21 protein-coding genes are annotated in these 18,628 nt (G+C 47.9%); 18 read left to right on the top strand and 3 right to left on the bottom strand.

Features of this window, described 5'->3' with window-relative positions; genetic code table 11:
* Nucleotides 1–152: 152 nt before the first annotated feature.
* From mntR to F4V51_RS19430, 3 genes are all read left to right on the top strand, one after another.
* Entirely contained in the window at nt 153–581 is a 429-nt protein-coding gene (mntR, locus tag F4V51_RS19440) for a transcriptional regulator MntR (RefSeq protein ID WP_095290400.1), read from the top strand.
* A gap of 212 nt (nt 582–793) precedes the next feature.
* On the top strand, nt 794–2,392 hold the full coding sequence (locus tag F4V51_RS19435) for a family 10 glycosylhydrolase (protein WP_153979297.1): 1,599 nt from the start codon (nt 794–796) through the stop codon (nt 2,390–2,392).
* 84 nt (nt 2,393–2,476) lie between these two features.
* Complete coding sequence (locus F4V51_RS19430) at nt 2,477–3,475, top strand: patatin-like phospholipase family protein (RefSeq protein ID WP_153979296.1); 999 nt, start codon at nt 2,477–2,479, stop codon at nt 3,473–3,475.
* Nucleotides 3,476–3,532: 57 nt separating this feature from the next.
* Here the strand turns inward: F4V51_RS19430 and F4V51_RS19425 are convergent, their stop codons facing one another.
* On the bottom strand, nt 3,533–3,877 hold the full coding sequence (locus F4V51_RS19425) for a hypothetical protein (protein ID WP_153979295.1): 345 nt from the start codon (nt 3,875–3,877) through the stop codon (nt 3,533–3,535).
* A gap of 5 nt (nt 3,878–3,882) precedes the next feature.
* The gene (locus tag F4V51_RS19420; protein WP_153979294.1) at nt 3,883–4,875 is read right to left on the bottom strand and encodes a DUF1385 domain-containing protein; all 993 of its coding nucleotides are present in this window, start codon (nt 4,873–4,875) and stop codon (nt 3,883–3,885) included.
* 214 nt (nt 4,876–5,089) lie between these two features.
* Between F4V51_RS19420 and F4V51_RS19415 the strand changes: the two genes are divergently transcribed.
* The 5 genes from F4V51_RS19415 (at nt 5,090) to F4V51_RS19395 (ending at nt 9,618) form a co-directional block, all read left to right on the top strand.
* A complete protein-coding gene (locus F4V51_RS19415) occupies nt 5,090–5,668 on the top strand; it encodes a YqhR family membrane protein (RefSeq protein WP_153979293.1) in 579 nt (192 codons plus the stop codon).
* A 77-nt stretch (nt 5,669–5,745) separates the two neighbouring features.
* Entirely contained in the window at nt 5,746–6,189 is a 444-nt protein-coding gene (gene aroQ, locus F4V51_RS19410; RefSeq protein WP_095290410.1) for a type II 3-dehydroquinate dehydratase, read from the top strand.
* Between the two features lie 39 nt (nt 6,190–6,228).
* Nucleotides 6,229–7,302 (top strand): M24 family metallopeptidase, encoded by a 1,074-nt coding sequence (locus tag F4V51_RS19405; protein ID WP_153979292.1) that lies wholly within the window; start codon nt 6,229–6,231, stop codon nt 7,300–7,302.
* A gap of 314 nt (nt 7,303–7,616) precedes the next feature.
* The gene (efp, locus tag F4V51_RS19400; RefSeq protein WP_095290413.1) at nt 7,617–8,174 is read left to right on the top strand and encodes an elongation factor P; all 558 of its coding nucleotides are present in this window, start codon (nt 7,617–7,619) and stop codon (nt 8,172–8,174) included.
* A 190-nt stretch (nt 8,175–8,364) separates the two neighbouring features.
* On the top strand, nt 8,365–9,618 hold the full coding sequence (locus tag F4V51_RS19395; RefSeq protein WP_153979291.1) for an aspartate kinase: 1,254 nt from the start codon (nt 8,365–8,367) through the stop codon (nt 9,616–9,618).
* A gap of 70 nt (nt 9,619–9,688) precedes the next feature.
* Here the strand turns inward: F4V51_RS19395 and F4V51_RS19390 are convergent, their stop codons facing one another.
* Nucleotides 9,689–10,438: a 2-phosphosulfolactate phosphatase gene (locus F4V51_RS19390; protein ID WP_153979290.1), complete on the bottom strand. Its 750-nt coding sequence runs from the start codon at nt 10,436–10,438 to the stop codon at nt 9,689–9,691.
* A 265-nt stretch (nt 10,439–10,703) separates the two neighbouring features.
* Here F4V51_RS19390 and spoIIIAA point away from each other — a divergent pair, with 265 nt between their 5' ends.
* The 10 genes from spoIIIAA to accC all read left to right on the top strand — a co-directional run bounded on the left by spoIIIAA (nt 10,704) and on the right by accC (nt 18,514).
* Nucleotides 10,704–11,708 carry a stage III sporulation protein AA gene (gene spoIIIAA, locus F4V51_RS19385; protein ID WP_153979289.1) on the top strand — a complete coding sequence of 335 codons (1,005 nt, stop codon included), beginning with the start codon at nt 10,704–10,706 and terminating at the stop codon, nt 11,706–11,708.
* The gene (gene spoIIIAB / locus F4V51_RS19380; protein WP_153979288.1) at nt 11,701–12,219 is read left to right on the top strand and encodes a stage III sporulation protein SpoIIIAB; all 519 of its coding nucleotides are present in this window, start codon (nt 11,701–11,703) and stop codon (nt 12,217–12,219) included. Before spoIIIAA ends, spoIIIAB begins: the two co-directional genes overlap by 8 nt.
* A gap of 29 nt (nt 12,220–12,248) precedes the next feature.
* Complete coding sequence (spoIIIAC, locus tag F4V51_RS19375) at nt 12,249–12,452, top strand: stage III sporulation protein AC (RefSeq protein ID WP_017687585.1); 204 nt, start codon at nt 12,249–12,251, stop codon at nt 12,450–12,452.
* A 32-nt stretch (nt 12,453–12,484) separates the two neighbouring features.
* The gene (gene spoIIIAD / locus F4V51_RS19370; protein ID WP_153979287.1) at nt 12,485–12,874 is read left to right on the top strand and encodes a stage III sporulation protein AD; all 390 of its coding nucleotides are present in this window, start codon (nt 12,485–12,487) and stop codon (nt 12,872–12,874) included.
* 21 nt (nt 12,875–12,895) lie between these two features.
* Nucleotides 12,896–14,092, top strand: a complete 1,197-nt coding sequence (gene spoIIIAE, locus F4V51_RS19365; RefSeq protein ID WP_193724124.1) for a stage III sporulation protein AE — start codon at nt 12,896–12,898, stop codon at nt 14,090–14,092.
* Nucleotides 14,093–14,122: 30 nt separating this feature from the next.
* A complete protein-coding gene (spoIIIAF, locus tag F4V51_RS19360) occupies nt 14,123–14,953 on the top strand; it encodes a stage III sporulation protein AF (protein ID WP_153979286.1) in 831 nt (276 codons plus the stop codon).
* Between the two features lie 17 nt (nt 14,954–14,970).
* Nucleotides 14,971–15,609 carry a stage III sporulation protein AG gene (gene spoIIIAG / locus F4V51_RS19355; protein ID WP_153979285.1) on the top strand — a complete coding sequence of 213 codons (639 nt, stop codon included), beginning with the start codon at nt 14,971–14,973 and terminating at the stop codon, nt 15,607–15,609.
* A gap of 68 nt (nt 15,610–15,677) precedes the next feature.
* On the top strand, nt 15,678–16,508 hold the full coding sequence (locus tag F4V51_RS19350; RefSeq protein WP_153979284.1) for a SpoIIIAH-like family protein: 831 nt from the start codon (nt 15,678–15,680) through the stop codon (nt 16,506–16,508).
* 138 nt (nt 16,509–16,646) lie between these two features.
* Entirely contained in the window at nt 16,647–17,114 is a 468-nt protein-coding gene (gene accB, locus F4V51_RS19345; protein WP_095359390.1) for an acetyl-CoA carboxylase biotin carboxyl carrier protein, read from the top strand.
* Nucleotides 17,115–17,170: 56 nt separating this feature from the next.
* Nucleotides 17,171–18,514: an acetyl-CoA carboxylase biotin carboxylase subunit gene (gene accC / locus F4V51_RS19340; RefSeq protein WP_095359280.1), complete on the top strand. Its 1,344-nt coding sequence runs from the start codon at nt 17,171–17,173 to the stop codon at nt 18,512–18,514.
* Nucleotides 18,515–18,628: the final 114 nt, after the last annotated feature.

The following is an 18,628-nucleotide window of genomic DNA, read 5'->3' as shown; positions in this document are numbered from 1 at the left end:
TACTTGCGTACCGAATCAGAAGCGCCCATGTGTTACAAACGACATAGCGATTGATTCGTACAAGACTTGCCAATGCGTATTGATAACATGTATCATTATAAGATAGGGATCAGGCAAGAATATTGCCGGTCAGAGAGAAGAGAGGGAAGCAGATGCCAACGCCCAGTATGGAAGATTATTTGGAGCGTATATACAAACTGATTGATGAAAAGGGCTATGCTCGTGTGTCAGATATAGCTGAAGGATTGGAAGTGCATCCTTCATCGGTGACCAAGATGATCCAAAAGCTGGACAAAGACGAGTACCTGATTTACGAAAAGTACCGTGGGTTGGTGCTTACTCCAAAAGGGAAAAAGATGGGGAAACGTTTAATGGAACGCCATCATCTGCTTGAACAATTTTTAACGACGATCGGTGTTCAGGAAGAGAATATCTACAAGGATGTGGAAGGAATCGAACATCATCTAAGTTGGGACTCCATTACCTGCATCGAGTCTCTGGTAGAATATTTCCGTCAGGACGAGAGCCGATTGCGTGATCTGCAAAATATTCAGGAACTCATGAGCAATACCGAATCCTGAGTCAGCACAGGGCCATTCACAGGGTCCTTAAGAGCTTAAATTTTCAAAAAAGCAGAGGGTGTATCTTTGTCGTTGTAAATGGCAGAGAGACACCCTCTGTTTTTTTTGTTGTCCATAATTTGGTGAAATATCGCAACTAACCAATCCTTTCAAGCGTCTATTAAACTAGCAGAATTTGCCGAGAATTTTAATGATGATGGAGGATTGTACTGATGAAGTTTCGTAATGGTTTGATCCTGCTGCTCATTTTCGTGCTGGGTTTACAAACAGCTGGATTGAGTGCGCAGGCTGCTTCACAAAAAGAGATTGATATTTATCTGGATGGTCAACGTTTGGAATCCGATGTATCGCCCTACATTTTGCCCAAGGTGAATGTGACGATGGTTCCGCTGCGTGTAATTAGTGAAGGATTGGGAGCGTCCGTCCTTTGGTCACAAGCTTCGAGAACCGTAACGATCAAGAAATCTGAATCGGTCATCACCATGACCAGTGGACGCCAGCAAGCGACGGTAGATGGTATCGCAGTCGCTTTGGATGCATCGGTTGAACTGAAGAAGGGCCGTGTTATGGTTCCGATTCGATTCGTTAGTGAAAACCTTGGAATTACAGTGAATTGGAATCAGGCAGAACAGACGATTCGTTTGACGACAGGAGACGCTCCTACGCCAGACCCGGCTACCCCGGCAAATCCAGGAGGAACAGGCAGTACGCCAAGCACGGATGATATGCGTGGTGCATGGATCTCAACTGTGAACGGTGATTGGCCTTCCTCCAGTGCCAAAGGCAATGTGGAAAAGCAAAAGCTGGAGTATACTCAACAGCTGGATACGCTCAAAGACATGGGAATCAATGCCGTATTTGTTCAGGTTCGGGCCAATGCAGACGCCATCTATCCTTCAGGTCTTGTACCATGGAATAGTGTGCTAACAGGGACTCAGGGCAAGGATCCAGGATACGACCCACTTGCCTTCATGATTGAGGAGGCTCATAAACGGGGGCTGGAATTCCATGCCTGGTTTAACCCCTTCCGGGCAACCAACTCGGCGAGCACAACCGGACTCGCAGCCAATCATGTTTCCAAACTGCATCCGGACTGGATCGTGAATGCATCTGGTAAACTTTATATTAATCCAGGAATTCCGGAAGCCAGACAGCATATCATCGACAGCATTATGGAAGTGGTAAACCAATATGATATTGATGGTGTTCACCTCGACGATTACTTTTATCCTTCTAACGTAACGTTTAACGATGACGCTGCCTTTAAGGCCTATAACACATTGAATACCAAAGACCGTGCCGAGTGGAGACGGGATAACATCAACCAGTTTGTTAAAGAGCTGGGTGAGAGCATCCACCAAGTAAAAGCTGGCGTAGAGTATGGAATCAGCCCTTTTGGTGTATGGCGCAATAAAGCTGTCGATATCACAGGTTCCGATACCAAAGCGGGAGTAACTGCCTACGACAGCATGAATGCGGACGTGCGTACATGGATCAAACAGGAGTGGATTGACTATGTCGCACCGCAAGTATACTGGAGTATGACGTTAAGTGCAGCACGCTATGACAAGGTGGTGGACTGGTGGGCAAACGAAGTCGCTAATACGGACGTTAAACTGTATATTGGGCACTCGCCTTATAAGCTGGGCACGCCTGAAGTTGGCTGGCAGACCTCCCAGGAAATTATTGATCAGCTCGTGTACAATGAGAAATACGATACAATCAAAGGCGATATTTACTTTAGCTCGCAGTATTTGACGAAGAATCCGCTGGGCTTGATTGCGAAATTAAAAGCATATTATGGACTTTAGTTCATTTTAGCGTAATATGACCAACCCTCGTTCTCATAGAGTGGCAGTAGGAATGGACTGCCTGGAGAACGGGGGTTTTTTAATATGTTAATCAATGGGGTGTTTGAAGGCGGAGGCGTAAAGGGGATTTCGCTTGCAGGTGCCGTGCAGAGTGCACAGGACTATGGAGTCCAGTTCAATCGTGTTGCAGGGACGTCCTCCGGATCGATTGTAGCTTCATTGATTGCTGCAGGATATCGAGCGGAAGAGATGAAATCCATCATTGAGAATACGCCATTTGCCTCATTGCTGCGGCGTTCACCTATATTTGATATACGCTGGATTGGACCAGCGGCAAGACTGTTTTTAAAAAAGGGTTTATATTCAGGTGAGGCACTTGAATCATGGATTGGGAACATGCTCAAGCAAAAAGGAATCCGAACATTTGCAGACCTGCCACCAGGTAAGCTTCTGATTACTGCATCGGATATCTCCAATGGGACTATACTGGTACTTCCGGATGATATACGGCGTTTCGGTATTGATCCTAATACGTTCGAAGTAGCCAAGGCTGTAAGAATGAGCTGCAGTATTCCCTATTTTTTTGATCCTGTGGCTATACGTCGGTCACCTGTGATGTCCAAAGGCATGCGTTTTCCCGATCAGTTCGTGTATGTCGTGGACGGAGGATTGCTTAGTAATTTTCCGTTATGGCTGTTTGACGGGGAACGTACAGCGCGAGATGGAGACATCATTCCCACGATCGGTTTCAAGTTGGTTGGCAAGACGGAGGGGGAGCCCAGCAGAATCAAAGGTCCTTTGAGCATGCTTCAGGCACTGGTTGAGACAATGCTCACAGCGCATGATGAGCGATATATTGAGCAGATTAACCGTTTCCGAACGATTAAAATACCAACCCTTGGCGTTAAGCCCACTCAGTTTAATCTGTCTGTACAGGAAAGTACGGCATTGTATTTATCGGGTGTTGCCGCAGGTACGGAGTTTTTCAGTCGATGGAACACAAAGTTCTATGATGAGCAGTTGGATAAACAAAAAAGAGAAGAGCGGAAAAAGACTCAAACGCCGCCATTAACGCCTGTATAATCAAATAAAAGCACTGCTTCAATTACGAAGCAGTGCTTTTTACTTTGCATATAAGAATTAGTGAAACTTGGGAATATCGTCATCGCTTTTTCCCTTATTTCCTTGAATGACATGAAAGGGATAATCTTTCCGTTTTTTGGAGGAACCGCTGCTTTTTCTTGCTCCGGACCCGGATTGAGCCTTCATTTTAGCCATGGTGCGTGCCGAAGGTTTGATCTTGGGCTTGGTTTTGCGTGCCCAGCGCCCCGGTGGGAACTTATAGAGCAGGAATATACCGCCTAGTACTACAACAGGAATAATCAACCCGAGAAAACCTTTGTCTCCCAGTGTGCTTATTATTCCAAATGCTGCAAGAGCAATGGCCGCCCAAAAAACGATAGTCATGACCGCCTGCTTGTTCATATCAATCACCCTTTCACAGGATCGAGTGTTGCAACAGGTACTTCGGACGTAGCTGATACATTGGCAAGCTTGGCATCCAGTTCACGCATGCGGTTAAACGAAGCGATGGACACTTCCACCTGTTCGTTGGTTGGCTCTTTGGTGGTGAGCAATTGCAGCCAAAGTCCAGGATATCCGAGATAACGCAGTACGGGAATGTCACGCACCGAGTTGGTGAGCTTCAATAGTTCGAATGAAATCCCGAGGACAACAGGCAGCAACAGCAAGCGCTGTCCCATCCGTTCCCAGAGGTTGTCGTAGGTGAAAAGGGAATATAGGAAAACTCCGATAATCACCGTCAGCATGATAAAGCTGCTTCCACAGCGGTAGTGCAGTCTACTGTATTTCTGAACATTCTCAGGTGTAAGTTCCTCACCGGCTTCATAAGCACTAATGACCTTATGCTCCGCCCCGTGGTATTGGAATAGTCGTTTAATCATTGGTGTCTGTGAGATCAGCCATAGGTAGGCAAGTAGCAGAATCAGCTTAATGCCGCCTTCCAGTAAATTATGCAAAAACTGATTGTCGAATGCATTTTTAAACAAAAAATTCTCAATGACGACAGGAAGCAGTGTGAGCACAATTTTACCAAAAAGGAATGATAGAATGGCTACCGCGGTAACACCAATAATCATGCTAAGGCTCCAGCCGGAACCTTCTTTTTCTTTTTGTTTCGCCTTCTCTTCAGGTTCGAGTTCATCATCAGCATAAGCGTCAGCAGAATAATTAAGATGTTTGCTTCCTTTGACACTTGAATCTATAATGCTGACAATCCCGCGCAGTAACGGAATCCGCCGCAATTTCATGACCCAGGTCTTGTCTTGCTTGGGAACTTCCAGATACGTAATTTCGCCGTCTTTTCTTCGAACAGCTGTAACGTTGACATGTTTACCGCCAAACATTACGCCTTCAATGACAGCTTGCCCCCCGTAGCTGACAGGCTTGGATTGTTGAGGCAAATTATTCACCTTCCTATTCTGTTCTATACCCTCAGGTTCAAAGGTAGTTTGATATCCCTATTGTATCGAATTTTGAGACCGATTTCTAGTTTCAGGGACAAACCTGGAGATGTTGTTGTTAAGTTTGCCCTGTTCTGAACATACTACCCCGTAAGGAATGACAGATAAGCGGTTTTGTAGCGGCCGAGCAGAATGAGAGTGAAGGAGAATACGAATGGCAGAATATACAGACAAACATGCATCCCATCTGAATACAAGTCATGGAGATGTCAGTGATCACAGGAATCAGGGCAGAAGCTCAAAACAGCGACAAGGCCAAAAGCATTACTATACCAAGCCGTTCCCCTTTGCTGTGGAGCTTGGTTTCTTTGCGGGTTTTATATGGGGTGGCATACATTGGCTAAACTACCTGCTTCACTTCAGCATCGTTCCGTTAGGCTTTTTGGCAGAGCCCTTTTTCAAACATCAGTACATCTATACTGCTGCAGGGCATCTGACTGGCTGGCTGTTTTTTATTGTGTTCTCCATCGTGGCTGCACTAATCTACACATATACACTGAGAAAATGGAAGGGCCCCTTGCCCGGTATTGGTTACGGAATCGTTTGGTGGCTGATCATCTTTGTACTGGTTGGGCCCAAACTGGACATGGTGAAGCCGATAAACCGTCTGACCTGGGATTCCATTATCACTGAATTTTGCTTCTTTTTGCTGTGGGGGCTGTTCATCGGCTATACGGTAGCCATGGAGTACACGGACGAACGGAAACGCGAGCCCGAGAAAGCGGGAGCATAGCCGCAAAAAAGCTTCTCAATCCGGCAATAGCTGTGTTAAAATAGCAGATGGTTATTTGCAGAAAGGATGGAGCAGCTATGAAACGGATTGTTGTGATCAATGGCCCGAACCTGAACATGCTTGGTATACGTGAACCCGGCATCTATGGAACGCTTAGTCTGAAGGATATTGAGGACAAGATTCGCAGACAGGCTGAGGAGCTTGGCGTCTCCATCGCTTTTTATCAATCCAACCACGAAGGAGACATCATTGATCGTATTCATGCCGCGATGGACGATGCAGACGGAATCATGCTGAATGCCGGAGCGTTCACCCATTACAGCTATGCTATACGTGATGCGATTAATGCAGTAAAAGTGCCTACCGTGGAAGTACATCTATCCAACATTCATGCACGCGAAGCTTTCAGACATCATTCAGTGATTGCTGCAGAAACAATCGGGCAGATTGCCGGATTTGGCGAAGTAAGCTATGAACTGGGGCTGCTGGCTCTCGTGCGTCATCTGGACAAACAAACCTGAGCCGGGGACCCGGGAATGTGAGAGAAAGAAGGGTTACCGATGGAAAACAAACGAGTAAATAAGTTGCGTGAGGCCATGCGTGAGCGCGAACTCACCGCAATGCTGATTACGAACCCGATCAACCGTCGTTACATGACGGGCTTTACAGGGTCAGCGGGATATGTGCTGATTACGGAACAGGAAGCCTATCTGCTGACTGATTTTCGTTATATGACACAGGCACCGCAGCAAGCCAAAGGATCTACCGTTGTGGAGCATGGACCTAAACCGATGGAATCGGTGCGGGAACTGCTGGCATCAGCAAATATCAAAGAGGTTGGCTTCGAGCAGGATACGGTCACATTTGGCACGCACTCCGCTTATGCTGAAGCACTTCAATCTATTGAATTGAAAGCTGTATCCGGCATCGTGGAACAACTTCGCATCTTCAAGGATGAGGATGAAATCGCTGTAATGCAAAAAGCTGCTGATCTGGCCGATGCGACGTTTAGCCACGTTTTGCAGTTTGCCAAACCGGGCATGACTGAGCGTGAAGTGGATTTGGAAATGGAGTTTTTCATGCGCAAGCATGGAGCGACATCCTCTTCCTTTGACACGATTGTAGCTTCGGGTGAACGTTCCGCAATGCCACATGGCGTAGCGAGCAGCAAGGTCATCGGACAAAATGAGCTAATTACATTTGACTTCGGTGCATTGCTTGACGGATACTGTTCAGATCTGACACGCACGATTGCCACGGGTACACCTGTACCAGAGCTGCGTAAAATTTATGATATTGTACTGGAAGCCCAGTTACATACGCTTGAAAACCTGAAACCGGGCATGACCGGACGGGAAGCTGATGCGCTGGCACGTGATATCATTGCAGGATACGGATATGGAGATCAATTCGGACACAGTACAGGCCACGGCCTGGGTATGGAAGTCCATGAAGCTCCGCGCCTGTCCAAGCTAAGTGATGATGTGTTGAAACCGGGCATGGTGGTAACCGTTGAACCGGGAATCTACATCGATGGACTTGGCGGCGTACGTATTGAGGATGACGTGGTTATCACGGAAACAGGCATTCATATCTTAACGAAGTCGGACAAGAAGTTCACCGTTATCGGCTAACATTCTAGCCACTAGCGATATAAGACTTTTTTTATTTTGTAGGTACAGGTTATCTCTGATTGTTCTGGATCATTGCAAAAGTAGTGAAGGGGCGGAATCGATTCTGAAGAAGCGAAGCGTTCGCGTTTGTCTCCTCATTTTAAACCTTAGTTAAGTCTAATTAAGAAAATGAGGAGACAACAGCGATCAGAGGAACGATCCGAACCCGTAACGGCCACGTAGCACATGGTCAGCAATTCAGAGATGAATCAACCTATAAAATAAACCATCGCCTTATATCGCCTACTTTTCAACCATATCAGGAGGGATTTTTCGTGATTTCAGTAAACGATTTTAAAACAGGCTTGACCGTACAAGTGGATGGAGATATCTTCACTGTACTTGACTTCCAACACGTTAAACCAGGTAAAGGCGCTGCCTTCGTACGTTCCAAATTGAAAAACCTGCGTAACGGTAATACCGTTGAGCGTACATTCCGTGCAGGTGAAACGATTGGCCGTGCGATCATCGAAAACCGTGGCGTATCTTACCTGTATGCAAGTGGCACAGAGCACACGTTCATGGACAACGAAACATACGATCAGTTCACATTGACAAGCGACCAGCTGGAATGGGAATTGAACTTCCTGAAAGAAAACATGAACGTAAAAATCGTTAGCTACCAAGGTGAAATCCTCGGTATTGACCTGCCAACAAGCGTTGAGTTGAAAGTTATCGAGACTGAGCCAAGCGTTAAAGGTAACACTGCTCAAGGCGCTACCAAAAACGCTAAAGTGGAAACTGGCCTGAACGTACAAGTGCCATTGTTCATCAACGAAGGCGATGTACTGTTGATCGATACACGTGAAGGTAAATACTCTTCCCGCGCGTAACTTTCATGGGGTGTAAGCAAAATACACAATGATTTCAACCCTTTGCCAATGATTTGGCAGAGGGTTTTTTCGAAAAAAGATTAGCCTATCAGTCACTTTCGTAATATACTGGGTTAAAGTCATTTTTCGGAGAGATTAATGGCGATGGACATAATTATGCATACTGCACAAGGTAGGGAGTGGATTTGCGTTGTCATTGTACGTCATGAAGTTTGGGGGCAGCTCGGTCGGAGATACGGAACGCATGAAGCGTGTAGCCGGACGTGTTGTAGAGAAAGCTGATGAAGGACATCAGTGTGTGGTTGTGGTTTCGGCTATGGGAGACACGACAGATGATCTGATTGATCAGGCGAAGCTGCTGAACAGTGAATTGCCTGCGCGGGAAATGGATATGCTGCTGACCACAGGAGAGCAGATCTCGATTTCGCTTTTATCCATGGCCATTCAGGCACTGGGACGTAAGGCCATTTCGTTTACCGGATGGCAAGCAGGCTTCCGTACTGAACCCGTACATGGAAAAGCAAGAATTAATAATATCCATCCGGAACGTGTGAATGAAGCGCTTGCGGAAGGCAATATTGTAATCGTTGCAGGATTCCAGGGCATGACTGTAGATGGAGAAATTACAACACTTGGTCGCGGTGGATCGGATACAACGGCGGTAGCGCTGGCTGCAGCCATCAAGGCCGATGCGTGTGAGATCTATACGGATGTAGACGGAATCTATTCGACAGATCCCCGGATTGTCAAAGTCGCACGCAAGCTTAAGGAAATTTCGTATGACGAAATGTTGGAACTTGCAAACCTCGGGGCCGCAGTGCTGCACCCGCGTGCGGTTGAATACGCGAAGCACTCTGGTGTGCCTTTGATTGTAAGATCCAGCTTTAACCATAATGAAGGAACGGTTGTGAAGGAGGAAGCAGCAATGGAACAAGGCGTCGTGGTAAGCGGAATTGCCTATGACAAAAATGTGGCTCGTATCAGTATTTTGGGAGTTCCGGACGTACCGGGAGTTCTTGCCGAGGTGTTTGGTGCACTGGCATCTGAACAGATTGATGTCGATATTATCGTACAAAGCGGTGTAATGGACGGTAAAGCAGACTTCTCATTCTCGGTGGCACTGTCTGATCGCGAGAACGCGCTGCGTGTCCTAGAGGGCCTTCACAGCCGTTTGCCATACCGTGAAGTCACATCGGAAGATAATTTGGTTAAAGTATCCATCGTGGGTGCTGGTATGGTCAGCCATCCGGGAGTTGCAGCCAAAATGTTCCAAGTGATCTCTTCTCAAGGTGTGAGCATCAAAATGGTCAGCACATCCGAAATTAAGGTATCATGCGTCATCGATGGTGACAAACTTCATGATGTGATCAAAGCACTGCACACAGCGTATGATCTCGACACGGCAGAGCAGGCTGTCATTGGTGGTCCACAAGTTCGCAGATAATTTAATATGTATAAATGAACAAAAGGTGTTCTGTATCGCCATCCGGGCGACAGAACACCTTTTTTATGCTTTACAGCAATTTGGATATCCGTTCTCCCTCCAAGCCCCGAAACAATTCCATACGATGATCTTCTCTCATCTCTGGTACACAGTCGAGCACGTTTAATTGGGAACAGTAGGTGACATCATGCATTCTGCCCAGTTTGTCAAGCCGCCTTGCACCTGTTGATACACGGACAAGATCCGGTAAAGTGTCCTCGCACTGGGTAACAGCCTGATGCAGTACCCTGCCAAGATCGTTCAGTCTGATAGGGTAATGGGACTGACGGTACAGCTCCTCAATAATGCATCCTGCACACAATCCATCTTCCAGTGCGAATTCATCCTGATCTCCTGCACATAACAACAGAACGTCCCTTCGGAGCAGGCAGAGAGCAGCTGCAACAGCCTGCACGTTCAGAAATGAACCCGCCAGCACATGTCTTGCCCTGGCAGCTTTGATCAGCGCACGTGTCCCGTCGGTAGTGGTCAAGATCACGGTTTTACCCGCGATCTCCTGCGTCATATATTCATAGGGGGAATTGCCCACCTCGAATCCAGCGATTTTTTTGTTGAACCGCTCCCCTCCGCGAATCGAATCTTTAACGGTCATTTGCTTCGCTTGAGGAACGGTCTCCACCGGAATGACACCCGCAGCATCATAGGCCAAGGCTGTAACGATTGTACTTGTTGTACGCAGCACGTCAATTACAACGGCACTTCGCCCTGCGATATCGATTCTTCGAACTTCATTCACATTGCCTACCACGTCGACTTGCACTCCCCACAACTCCTCTCTTCATTTGGGGATAGATGGTATTGTCTTCCCTCCGGAATGGATTTCACCTGTCTGCAAGCACTATATGCATGATGATATAGACGGGTGCCTAGAAGAAGCCTGGATCTATGATATCTGACTCTCAGGCCTGTTCTGAAAGAAATGCTAGATTTCAGCGTCATAAATTGAATGTACAGGCATAGACTTGAGATAGGAACAAGCACCCGATACGCGGTAAATACGATTTTAGGGTTGGAGGGGCCTATTCATGAAGGTGAACTGGAAGGATCTCTTTCCGGAACCGATTCGAACCATTCTGGGAAGGATGCCGCCCGCTATATTGGAACAAGTGGAGGAAGTACGTATCCGCGAAGGAAGGCCGCTCGAGATCAATGCTGGGAACGCCTATCACTTCCTTACCGCAGAAGGCAGCACGACAGCGAAGCCTGAAGAAGCTTATATTCCTCAAAAAGAGGTAACACACCGGCTGCTGGATCTGATCAGCAATCATTCGCTCTATACGCTGGAGGAAGAGCTGCGCAAAGGATTCATCACCATTCCGGGAGGCCACCGAATTGGATTAGCCGGCAGAACGGTGCTCAGCGGCGGCCGAGTGGAATACTTGCGTGATATTAATGGTTTCAACGTCAGGGTAGCTCGTGAAGTACATGGGGTAGCTGATCGAATCCTGCCCCACCTGTTGGATCTGAAGAGCGGACAGGTATTCCACACGTTGATACTCTCACCGCCTCAGCAAGGAAAAACGACGCTGCTGCGAGATTTGGCCAGACAAATCAGTAGTGGAACCAAGCTAACAGGTGTCAGTGAGCTGATTCAGGGGCTAAGGCCACGTCTTAAGGTTGGCATTGTGGATGAGCGATCCGAGATCGCCGGAAGTTATAAAGGTGTACCCGGGTTTGACATCGGTCCCCGAACCGATGTCATGGATGGTTGTCCCAAAGCGGAAGGCATGATGATGATGCTTCGTTCCATGTCGCCAGACGTGCTTATTGTGGACGAGATTGGCCGTCCGGAAGATGCAGAAGCTGTGATGGAGGCACTGCATTCCGGTGTTTCGGTGATTGCAACTGCCCACGGCCGGGATCTGTCCGAGCTGTCTTCCAGGCCTGCACTCCGCACCTTAATCGGAGCACAGATGTTTCAGCGTTATGTTCAGCTGCAGCGGACGAGCCGAGGCATGAGCTTCAAGGTGGCCGATGGTAAAATGCGCGGTCTTCAGCAGACCGAGGCAGGAGGTGAAGCCTTTGGTTAACATGCTGGGTGCTGTAATGATTCTGCTTGCGAGCACACTTGCGGGCTTCTACCGTGCCAGACAGTATGCGCTCAGACCTAGGCAGCTGCGAGAATTGATTGCTGCGCTGCAGCGGTTGATGACCGAGATCAACTACGGACTGACCCCGCTTCCCGATGCGATGGGAAAAATGGGAGTTCAAACCAGAGAGCCTGTCAAAACCCTGTTTCTTCATGCAGCCAAGCAAATGGAGCCTCCGCTGGGTCACACGGCACGAGAGAGTCTGCAGTCCGGAATCGAACAAGCATGGGGAAAATCAGCGATGAAAGCAGATGAGAGGGAAGTCATGCTGCAATTAAGCTACAGCCTTGGCACCAGCGACCGTCAGGATCAGACCAAACACATTTCGCTAGCCATTCAACAACTTATGCATGAGGAATCCCGTGCTCAAGCCGATCAGATGAAATACGAACGGATGAGCCGCAGTCTCGGGATGCTTGTCGGAGCGTTAATCGTCATTCTGATCTTTTGAAATTGCCGCGATAGTGAGGTGCCAAGGTCATGAATCTAGAAGTGAACGCAATTTTCCAAATTGCGGGCATCGGAATCATCATTGCGATGATTCATACGGTGCTGAAACAAATGGGAAAGGAAGATATGGCGCACTGGGTGACCGTGATCGGATTTGTCGTTGTATTGTTTATGGTTGTTCGCATGCTGGACAGCCTGCTGCAAGAGATCAAATCGATCTTTCTGTTTCAATGAAAACGGTCATGAAGCCGGGATGGTGGTGACCTGTGGAAATTATCCAAGTCGTGGGTCTAGCCCTGATAGCAACAGTTCTTATTCTCATCGTTAAGGAACAGAAGCCGATGTTTGCCTTTCTGATTGCGGCTGCGACGAGCATTGTGATTTTCATGCTGCTCATTGGCAAGATTGGCGCTGTGATTGAGGTGCTCAAGCGGCTGGCCGAAAATTCAGGCATGGAAAATATATATCTGAAAACGGTGTTGAAAATTATTGGTATAGCATACATTGCCGAATTCGGTGCTCAGATTGTAAGAGATGCAGGGCAGGAGAGCATCGCTTCCAAGATTGAACTTGCCGGTAAGGTATTGATCCTCGTACTCGCTATTCCGATCATCAGCATTATTATTGAAACCGTCATGAAGCTGATGCCGGTCTAGAAGGAGGCGTGCATACAGCAAATGAACATGATGCAAGACAAGCAGCGATGGCGCCTTACAATCGTTCTGGTACTGTGTTTTCTGTTTGCCATAATGGGACAGGTTGCAGCAGGCTCAAGCTCACCCACGGATGAATGGATGCAGCAGCAGGCCGATCAGCTTCCCAAGGATCAGGTGGAGAAATATTGGGATCAGCTCATGCAGCAATATGGTGGCTTTTTTCCCGATGGGAAGACTCCTTCTTTCATGGATATGCTTATTCCCGGCAATGAGGGATTCAGTCTGAAATCCGTGTTTGTGGCCATTGGCACCTTCATGCTGCATGAGATTTTATATAACGGCAAACTGCTCGTCACCATTGTGATGCTGAGTGTGCTGAGCATGATTTTGGAAACACTGCAGACCGCTTTTGAGAAAAACAACATAAGTAAAATCGCCTACTCCATCTGTTACATGGTCATCATCGTTATTGCAATTAACAGCTTCAGCGTAGCCATTGGATATGCCAAGGAAGCCATTGAAGGTATGGTCAACTTTATGATGGCTATGGTGCCTTTACTGTTCACCCTACTGGCTTCCATGGGAAACATCATTACCGTATCTGTTACGCATCCGCTGATCATTTTCATGATACATCTGGTCAGCACGCTGATTCACATCGTGGTATTTCCGCTATTATTTTTCTCGGCTGTACTGCACCTTGTCAGTTCAATATCAGACAAATACAAGCTGACTCAACTGGCCGATCTGCTTCGCAATATCAGCATTGCATTACTCGGTATTCTGCTGACGATGTTTCTCGGGGTGATCTCAGTACAGGGGGCTTCAAGCTCCGTTGCAGATGGCGTAAGCCTCAAAGCCGCCAAGTATATTGCAGGCAATTTTGTCCCCATTGTGGGAAGAACATTTGCAGATGCAACAGACACGGTTATCACGGCTTCCATGCTGGTCAAAAATGCCATTGGCCTAACGGGTGTCATCATCATCCTGTTTTTATGTGCGTTTCCTGCGCTGAAAATATTGACACTTGCCCTTATCTACAACATAACGGGCGCTATCATGCAGCCGCTAGGAGATACGCCGATCGTTGGTTGCCTGCAAGCCATAGGGAAATCGATGATCTATGTCTTCGCAGCTCTGGCTGCCGTGGGATTGATGTTTTTTCTGGCCATTACGATACTGCTTACTGCGGGTAACCTGACAATCATGATGAGATGAGCAGGTGATTTCGGGAAAGGAGCTGGAAGGATGGGGTGGCTGAGCACTTGGCTCCGGGAATTGATCATGATCGTACTGCTGGCAACATTCGTGGATATGCTGTTACCCAACCGCTCCATGGAGCGTTACGTCAAGCTCGTGCTGAGCCTCCTTATCCTCCTGACGCTCCTGTCTCCCATTACCAAGCTGCTGCGGAGTGATCCGGTTGGTGAACTGAAGCGGGCCATGACAGCCATGGAATCACCATCGGATGGGAATGTCACACTGGAACAAATCTTGGCTCAAGGCAGGCAGCTGCAATCGAATGAGCAGGAACAATCCTTGCAGTGGACGGCACGGGAACTCGCGAGTGTGATGAAAGGGCAGATCGAGGAAACGACGGAAGAACGGGTGCAATCGGTTGAAGTCCAGTTGGTCATGTCCAAGCGCCAGGCCGATACAGATGCTTCTTCCGCAGGGGATCTGCCCGTGATTAAAAGTGTCGTCGTGCAAATGTCCCCTCCAGGGAGCAGTAAGCGGAATGATGCTGAACAGCAAGGTGCAGCGGTAAACTCCAGTCCGGTGTTTGGAGCTGAACAAGCTGGGGATTCTTCTGAACCAGCTTCATCTCCGAAGCCAATCGAGATTGGACAGGTACAGGTGCCTGAAGTACAGATTGAGGTGGGCAAAGAGAATGTTGATGAACCCCATGGGACCGTATCCGAACCTGTGAATGGAGCTTCGGGAGGCCATGATCAAGAAGAACAGGGGACGTCCCGCTCCGAGCGAGCTGTGCAAATTATTACACTGCTCACCGAAAAGTGGGATATTGATGCCACCAACGTACAGGTGAAGGAACAGAAAAGCGCTCAGGCGTTGTAAAAAAAGGAGGGTATCCGATGAAGCAATGGCTTAAAAAGATTGAAGGCCTGCTCGGTGGAGGCGAAGGCGGAGCCAGACGAAGCCAGACGTTCCGATGGCTCATCATTCTGGGCCTGATCGGAGTAGGAATTATGCTGTTTAACTCCTTCGTCAATGTGAAAAAGATTGATCCCGAGAACATCGGACGAGAACCCCCGGATCCGGTAGCATCGATGGCGTCTTTACCCACTGATCCGGCAGACCAAAATCCGTTTCAGGCCATAGAATTCGCATTTGAAGACAAGATCAAGGGTGTACTTGAAAACATCGTTGGTGTAGGAACGGTGGATGTCATGGTCACTGTCGACTCAACCGAGGAATTGGTCGTACAACGAAACGTAAAAGATTCGCAGCAGCTGACCGAGGAGACGGATGCAAACGGAGGCAAGAGGCACATGACCCAATATACCCGCGATGGCGAGATCATTACTTATGAAATTTCAGGGGATCAGACACCGATTGTTACGAAAAAGCTCAAACCACAGATCAGGGGGGTGCTCGTCGTTGCCAAAGGCGCCGAAAACAAGGTCGTGAAGGATTTGATAACCGATGCCGTGGAAAAAGGACTGAACGTCGCTGCATACCGAATATCGGTCGTGCCTCGTAAGCAGGACTAGTCAAGTGCAATCCAAGTGGAATGGCCCAGTTATTATGCGAATCAAGCTAATTTGAGGAGGAAGTTCTAATGAATAACAAACGCCAAACGGTATGGCTCGTTTCTATGCTGAGTCTGATGGTCATTTTGTCCGCATATTATCTGTTCACAGAGGACTCTGGTCCAGTTAATGCCCCAGTGGCGGAGAGCCAGCAAGTGGATGGTATCAATCAGGGGGAAGTCAAAGAGACAGCGGGCATTCTTGATCCTACAGAAGGTTTGGTTGTCAATGAAGTTGTGAACGAAGGCGAAGTAACCGGTTCTGATCCTGCAGGCCAGCCAGCTTCCGAAGAAACGGATAATCCTGCGGCTGCTGAAGGACAGCAGGCTGCTGAAACAGAGCAAACTCCAGCAGCAGAGTCAGGTGAGAACAAGGCTGAATCGAATGAAGAAGCAGATAAAGGAACGACCGCTACACCTGATGCGAGCAGTCAGACAGAGGGAAGTGCAACCAAAACGGATGAAGAAGTACTGAAGGAGATGGAAGAACAAAATACGGCGGCATCCGCAAGCAGTCAGTTCCAAAATTATCAATGGCAGCGTGAAGAGAGCAACAACCGCAAGTATGAGGAACTTATGACCATTGCTGGCGATCTGAGCAAAACACCTGAGGAAAATGCGAAAGCGACCGAAGAGCTCCGTGCATTGGAGGAAAAAGAAGCCAAAATTAACGGCATTGAAGAAACGCTGTCCCAACAGTTCGCCAATGCGATCGTACAAGAAGATGCCGACAAGTATAAAGTAGTCGTGCTTAGCGATAAACTGGACGTTAAGCAAGCCGTTTCTATCGTGGACCTGGTCATGAAAGAGCTCGCGGTTACGCAAAACAGAATCAGCGTGCAATACGTGACAGAACAGTAATCCGATCGATGGAGAAGTGCCCCGGGAGCTTGTTAGAGTCTCGGGCTCTTTCCATTTTTAACGATTATGATATAATACATAAAGCCATATGACCGTCCTAGTGAGACTGGCATGATGCCGAAGGAGTGAATAATGGAAATGTTTAAATTGAGTGAGATCAAAGAACTGATCAAACTGGTAGATGAAAGTTCCGTTCAGGAGTTGGAAATTGAAAATGAAGGATCACGTCTGTCGATCCGCAAACCGGGTAAAACCGAATACGTTCAGGCAGCTGCAGTTCAACCGCAAGTCATTGCTGCACCGCAGGCACAACAACCTGCTGCAGTCGTAACAGAAGCTGCTCCGCAAGTGGATACTACAAGCCATTTACATAAAATTGTATCCCCGATGGTGGGTACTTTTTACAGAGCTTCCTCACCGGAAGCGGGTCCTTTTGTAAGCGTTGGTGATAAGGTTGTTGATAAAACAACAGTATGTATCATTGAAGCGATGAAGCTGATGAACGAGCTTGATGCCGACATCAAGGGAGAAATCGTTGAAGTGCTGGTTGAGAACGGACAGCTGGTCGAGTATGGACAGCCCCTGTTCCTGGTTAAACCGGAATAACGGTAAATCGCCGGAGAGCGGCAACCGCTTGAGCTTCGAAGGAGGACAATAACGAAATGAAATTTCAAAAAATACTGATTGCGAACCGTGGAGAGATCGCGGTACGCATTATTCGTGCCTGTCGTGAGCTCGGTATTTCGACAGTTGCGGTTTATTCGGAAGCGGACAAGGACTCGCTGCATGTACGTCTTGCAGACGAAGCCTATTGTATTGGACCTACGTTGTCCAAAGACAGCTATCTGAATTTCACCAATCTGATGAGTGTGGCGACGTTAACGGAATGTGACGCAATACACCCTGGTTATGGATTCCTTGCGGAGAACGCTGATTTTGCGGAAATTTGTGATTCCTGCAACATCACCTTTATCGGTCCTTCCCCTGAAGCCATAACCAAGATGGGTGACAAAGCTGTCGCCAAGCAAACGATGAAAGACGCGGGCGTTCCTGTTATTCCGGGATCCGATGGTCTTGTCGAAAGCATGGAAGAAGCGATTATGCTTGGCCGGGATATCGGCTACCCTGTTATTATCAAAGCTACTGCAGGTGGCGGAGGTAAGGGTATTCGTATCGCGGAAGATGAAGAAGCCCTGATCAAACAGATTACGGCTGCTCAGCAGGAAGCGCAAAAGGCTTTTGGCAACGGCGGGGTGTACCTGGAGAAATTCCTGACAGGCATGAAACACGTCGAGATTCAGATCATTGCCGACAAGCATGGGAACGCAGTACACCTTGGCGAGCGTGATTGTTCTGTTCAACGCCGTCGTCAGAAGCTGGTGGAAGAAGCACCTTGTCCAGTGCTGAATGAGGAAGTACGTACACGGATGGGTGAGGCTGCAGTTCGTGCAGCACTGGCTGTGGATTACTCCGGTGCAGGAACCCTTGAGTTTTTGCTCAGTCCTAACGGTGAATTCTATTTCATGGAAATGAATACGCGTATTCAAGTGGAACACCCCGTTACCGAAATGGTGACAGGTGTGGATCTGATTCGCGAAATGATCTCGGTAGCTGAAGGCAACCCGCTCTCATTCCGTCAGGAAGATGTTGTCATCAACGGATGGTCGATCGAATGCCGTATCAATGCTGAAGATCCGGATCGCAATTTTATGCCTTCACCAGGTAAAATTGGTTTTTATCTTGCACCAGGTGGTCCAGGTGTCCGCGTGGATAGCGCAGCTTATCCGGGCTACACGATTTCTCCGTTTTACGACTCCATGATCGCTAAATTGATTGTGTGGGGTGCGAACAGGGAAGAGGCGATTGCCAAGATGAAACGTGCGCTCGCTGAGTTTGCCATTGAAGGCATCTCTACGACGATTCCTTTCCATCAGAAATTGCTGGAACATCCAACGTTCATTCGGGGCGATTTTGATATTAAATTCCTCGAGGAAAACGAGATTTAACAAGCATATTGGGCTTGTTTGTCATAATCTAGCCCAAATGATATAGTATGTAATAATAAGAGCGCATGTCTCCTGCAAGGGATAAGCCTACACGTTTCGTGGTGAAGTTTGCTT

Source organism: Paenibacillus xylanilyticus (assembly GCF_009664365.1).
Taxonomy (GTDB): Bacteria; Bacillota; Bacilli; order Paenibacillales; family Paenibacillaceae; genus Paenibacillus; species Paenibacillus xylanilyticus_A.
This window is presented reverse-complemented; position numbering and strand designations above follow the sequence as displayed.

Coding starts and splice junctions, on each gene's coding strand:
- mntR (WP_095290400.1), top strand. CDS start 153: ATGCCAACGCCCAGTATGGAAGATTATTTGGAGCGTATATACAAACTG.
- spoIIIAF (WP_153979286.1), top strand. CDS start 14,123: ATGGGGTGGCTGAGCACTTGGCTCCGGGAATTGATCATGATCGTACTG.
- spoIIIAC (WP_017687585.1), top strand. CDS start 12,249: ATGAATCTAGAAGTGAACGCAATTTTCCAAATTGCGGGCATCGGAATC.
- F4V51_RS19415 (WP_153979293.1), top strand. CDS start 5,090: ATGGCAGAATATACAGACAAACATGCATCCCATCTGAATACAAGTCAT.
- F4V51_RS19350 (WP_153979284.1), top strand. CDS start 15,678: ATGAATAACAAACGCCAAACGGTATGGCTCGTTTCTATGCTGAGTCTG.
- spoIIIAG (WP_153979285.1), top strand. CDS start 14,971: ATGAAGCAATGGCTTAAAAAGATTGAAGGCCTGCTCGGTGGAGGCGAA.
- spoIIIAA (WP_153979289.1), top strand. CDS start 10,704: ATGAAGGTGAACTGGAAGGATCTCTTTCCGGAACCGATTCGAACCATT.
- F4V51_RS19435 (WP_153979297.1), top strand. CDS start 794: ATGAAGTTTCGTAATGGTTTGATCCTGCTGCTCATTTTCGTGCTGGGT.
- aroQ (WP_095290410.1), top strand. CDS start 5,746: ATGAAACGGATTGTTGTGATCAATGGCCCGAACCTGAACATGCTTGGT.
- accC (WP_095359280.1), top strand. CDS start 17,171: ATGAAATTTCAAAAAATACTGATTGCGAACCGTGGAGAGATCGCGGTA.
- F4V51_RS19425 (WP_153979295.1), bottom strand. CDS start 3,877: ATGAACAAGCAGGCGGTCATGACTATCGTTTTTTGGGCGGCCATTGCT.
- F4V51_RS19430 (WP_153979296.1), top strand. CDS start 2,477: ATGTTAATCAATGGGGTGTTTGAAGGCGGAGGCGTAAAGGGGATTTCG.
- spoIIIAE (WP_193724124.1), top strand. CDS start 12,896: ATGAACATGATGCAAGACAAGCAGCGATGGCGCCTTACAATCGTTCTG.
- accB (WP_095359390.1), top strand. CDS start 16,647: ATGTTTAAATTGAGTGAGATCAAAGAACTGATCAAACTGGTAGATGAA.
- F4V51_RS19405 (WP_153979292.1), top strand. CDS start 6,229: ATGGAAAACAAACGAGTAAATAAGTTGCGTGAGGCCATGCGTGAGCGC.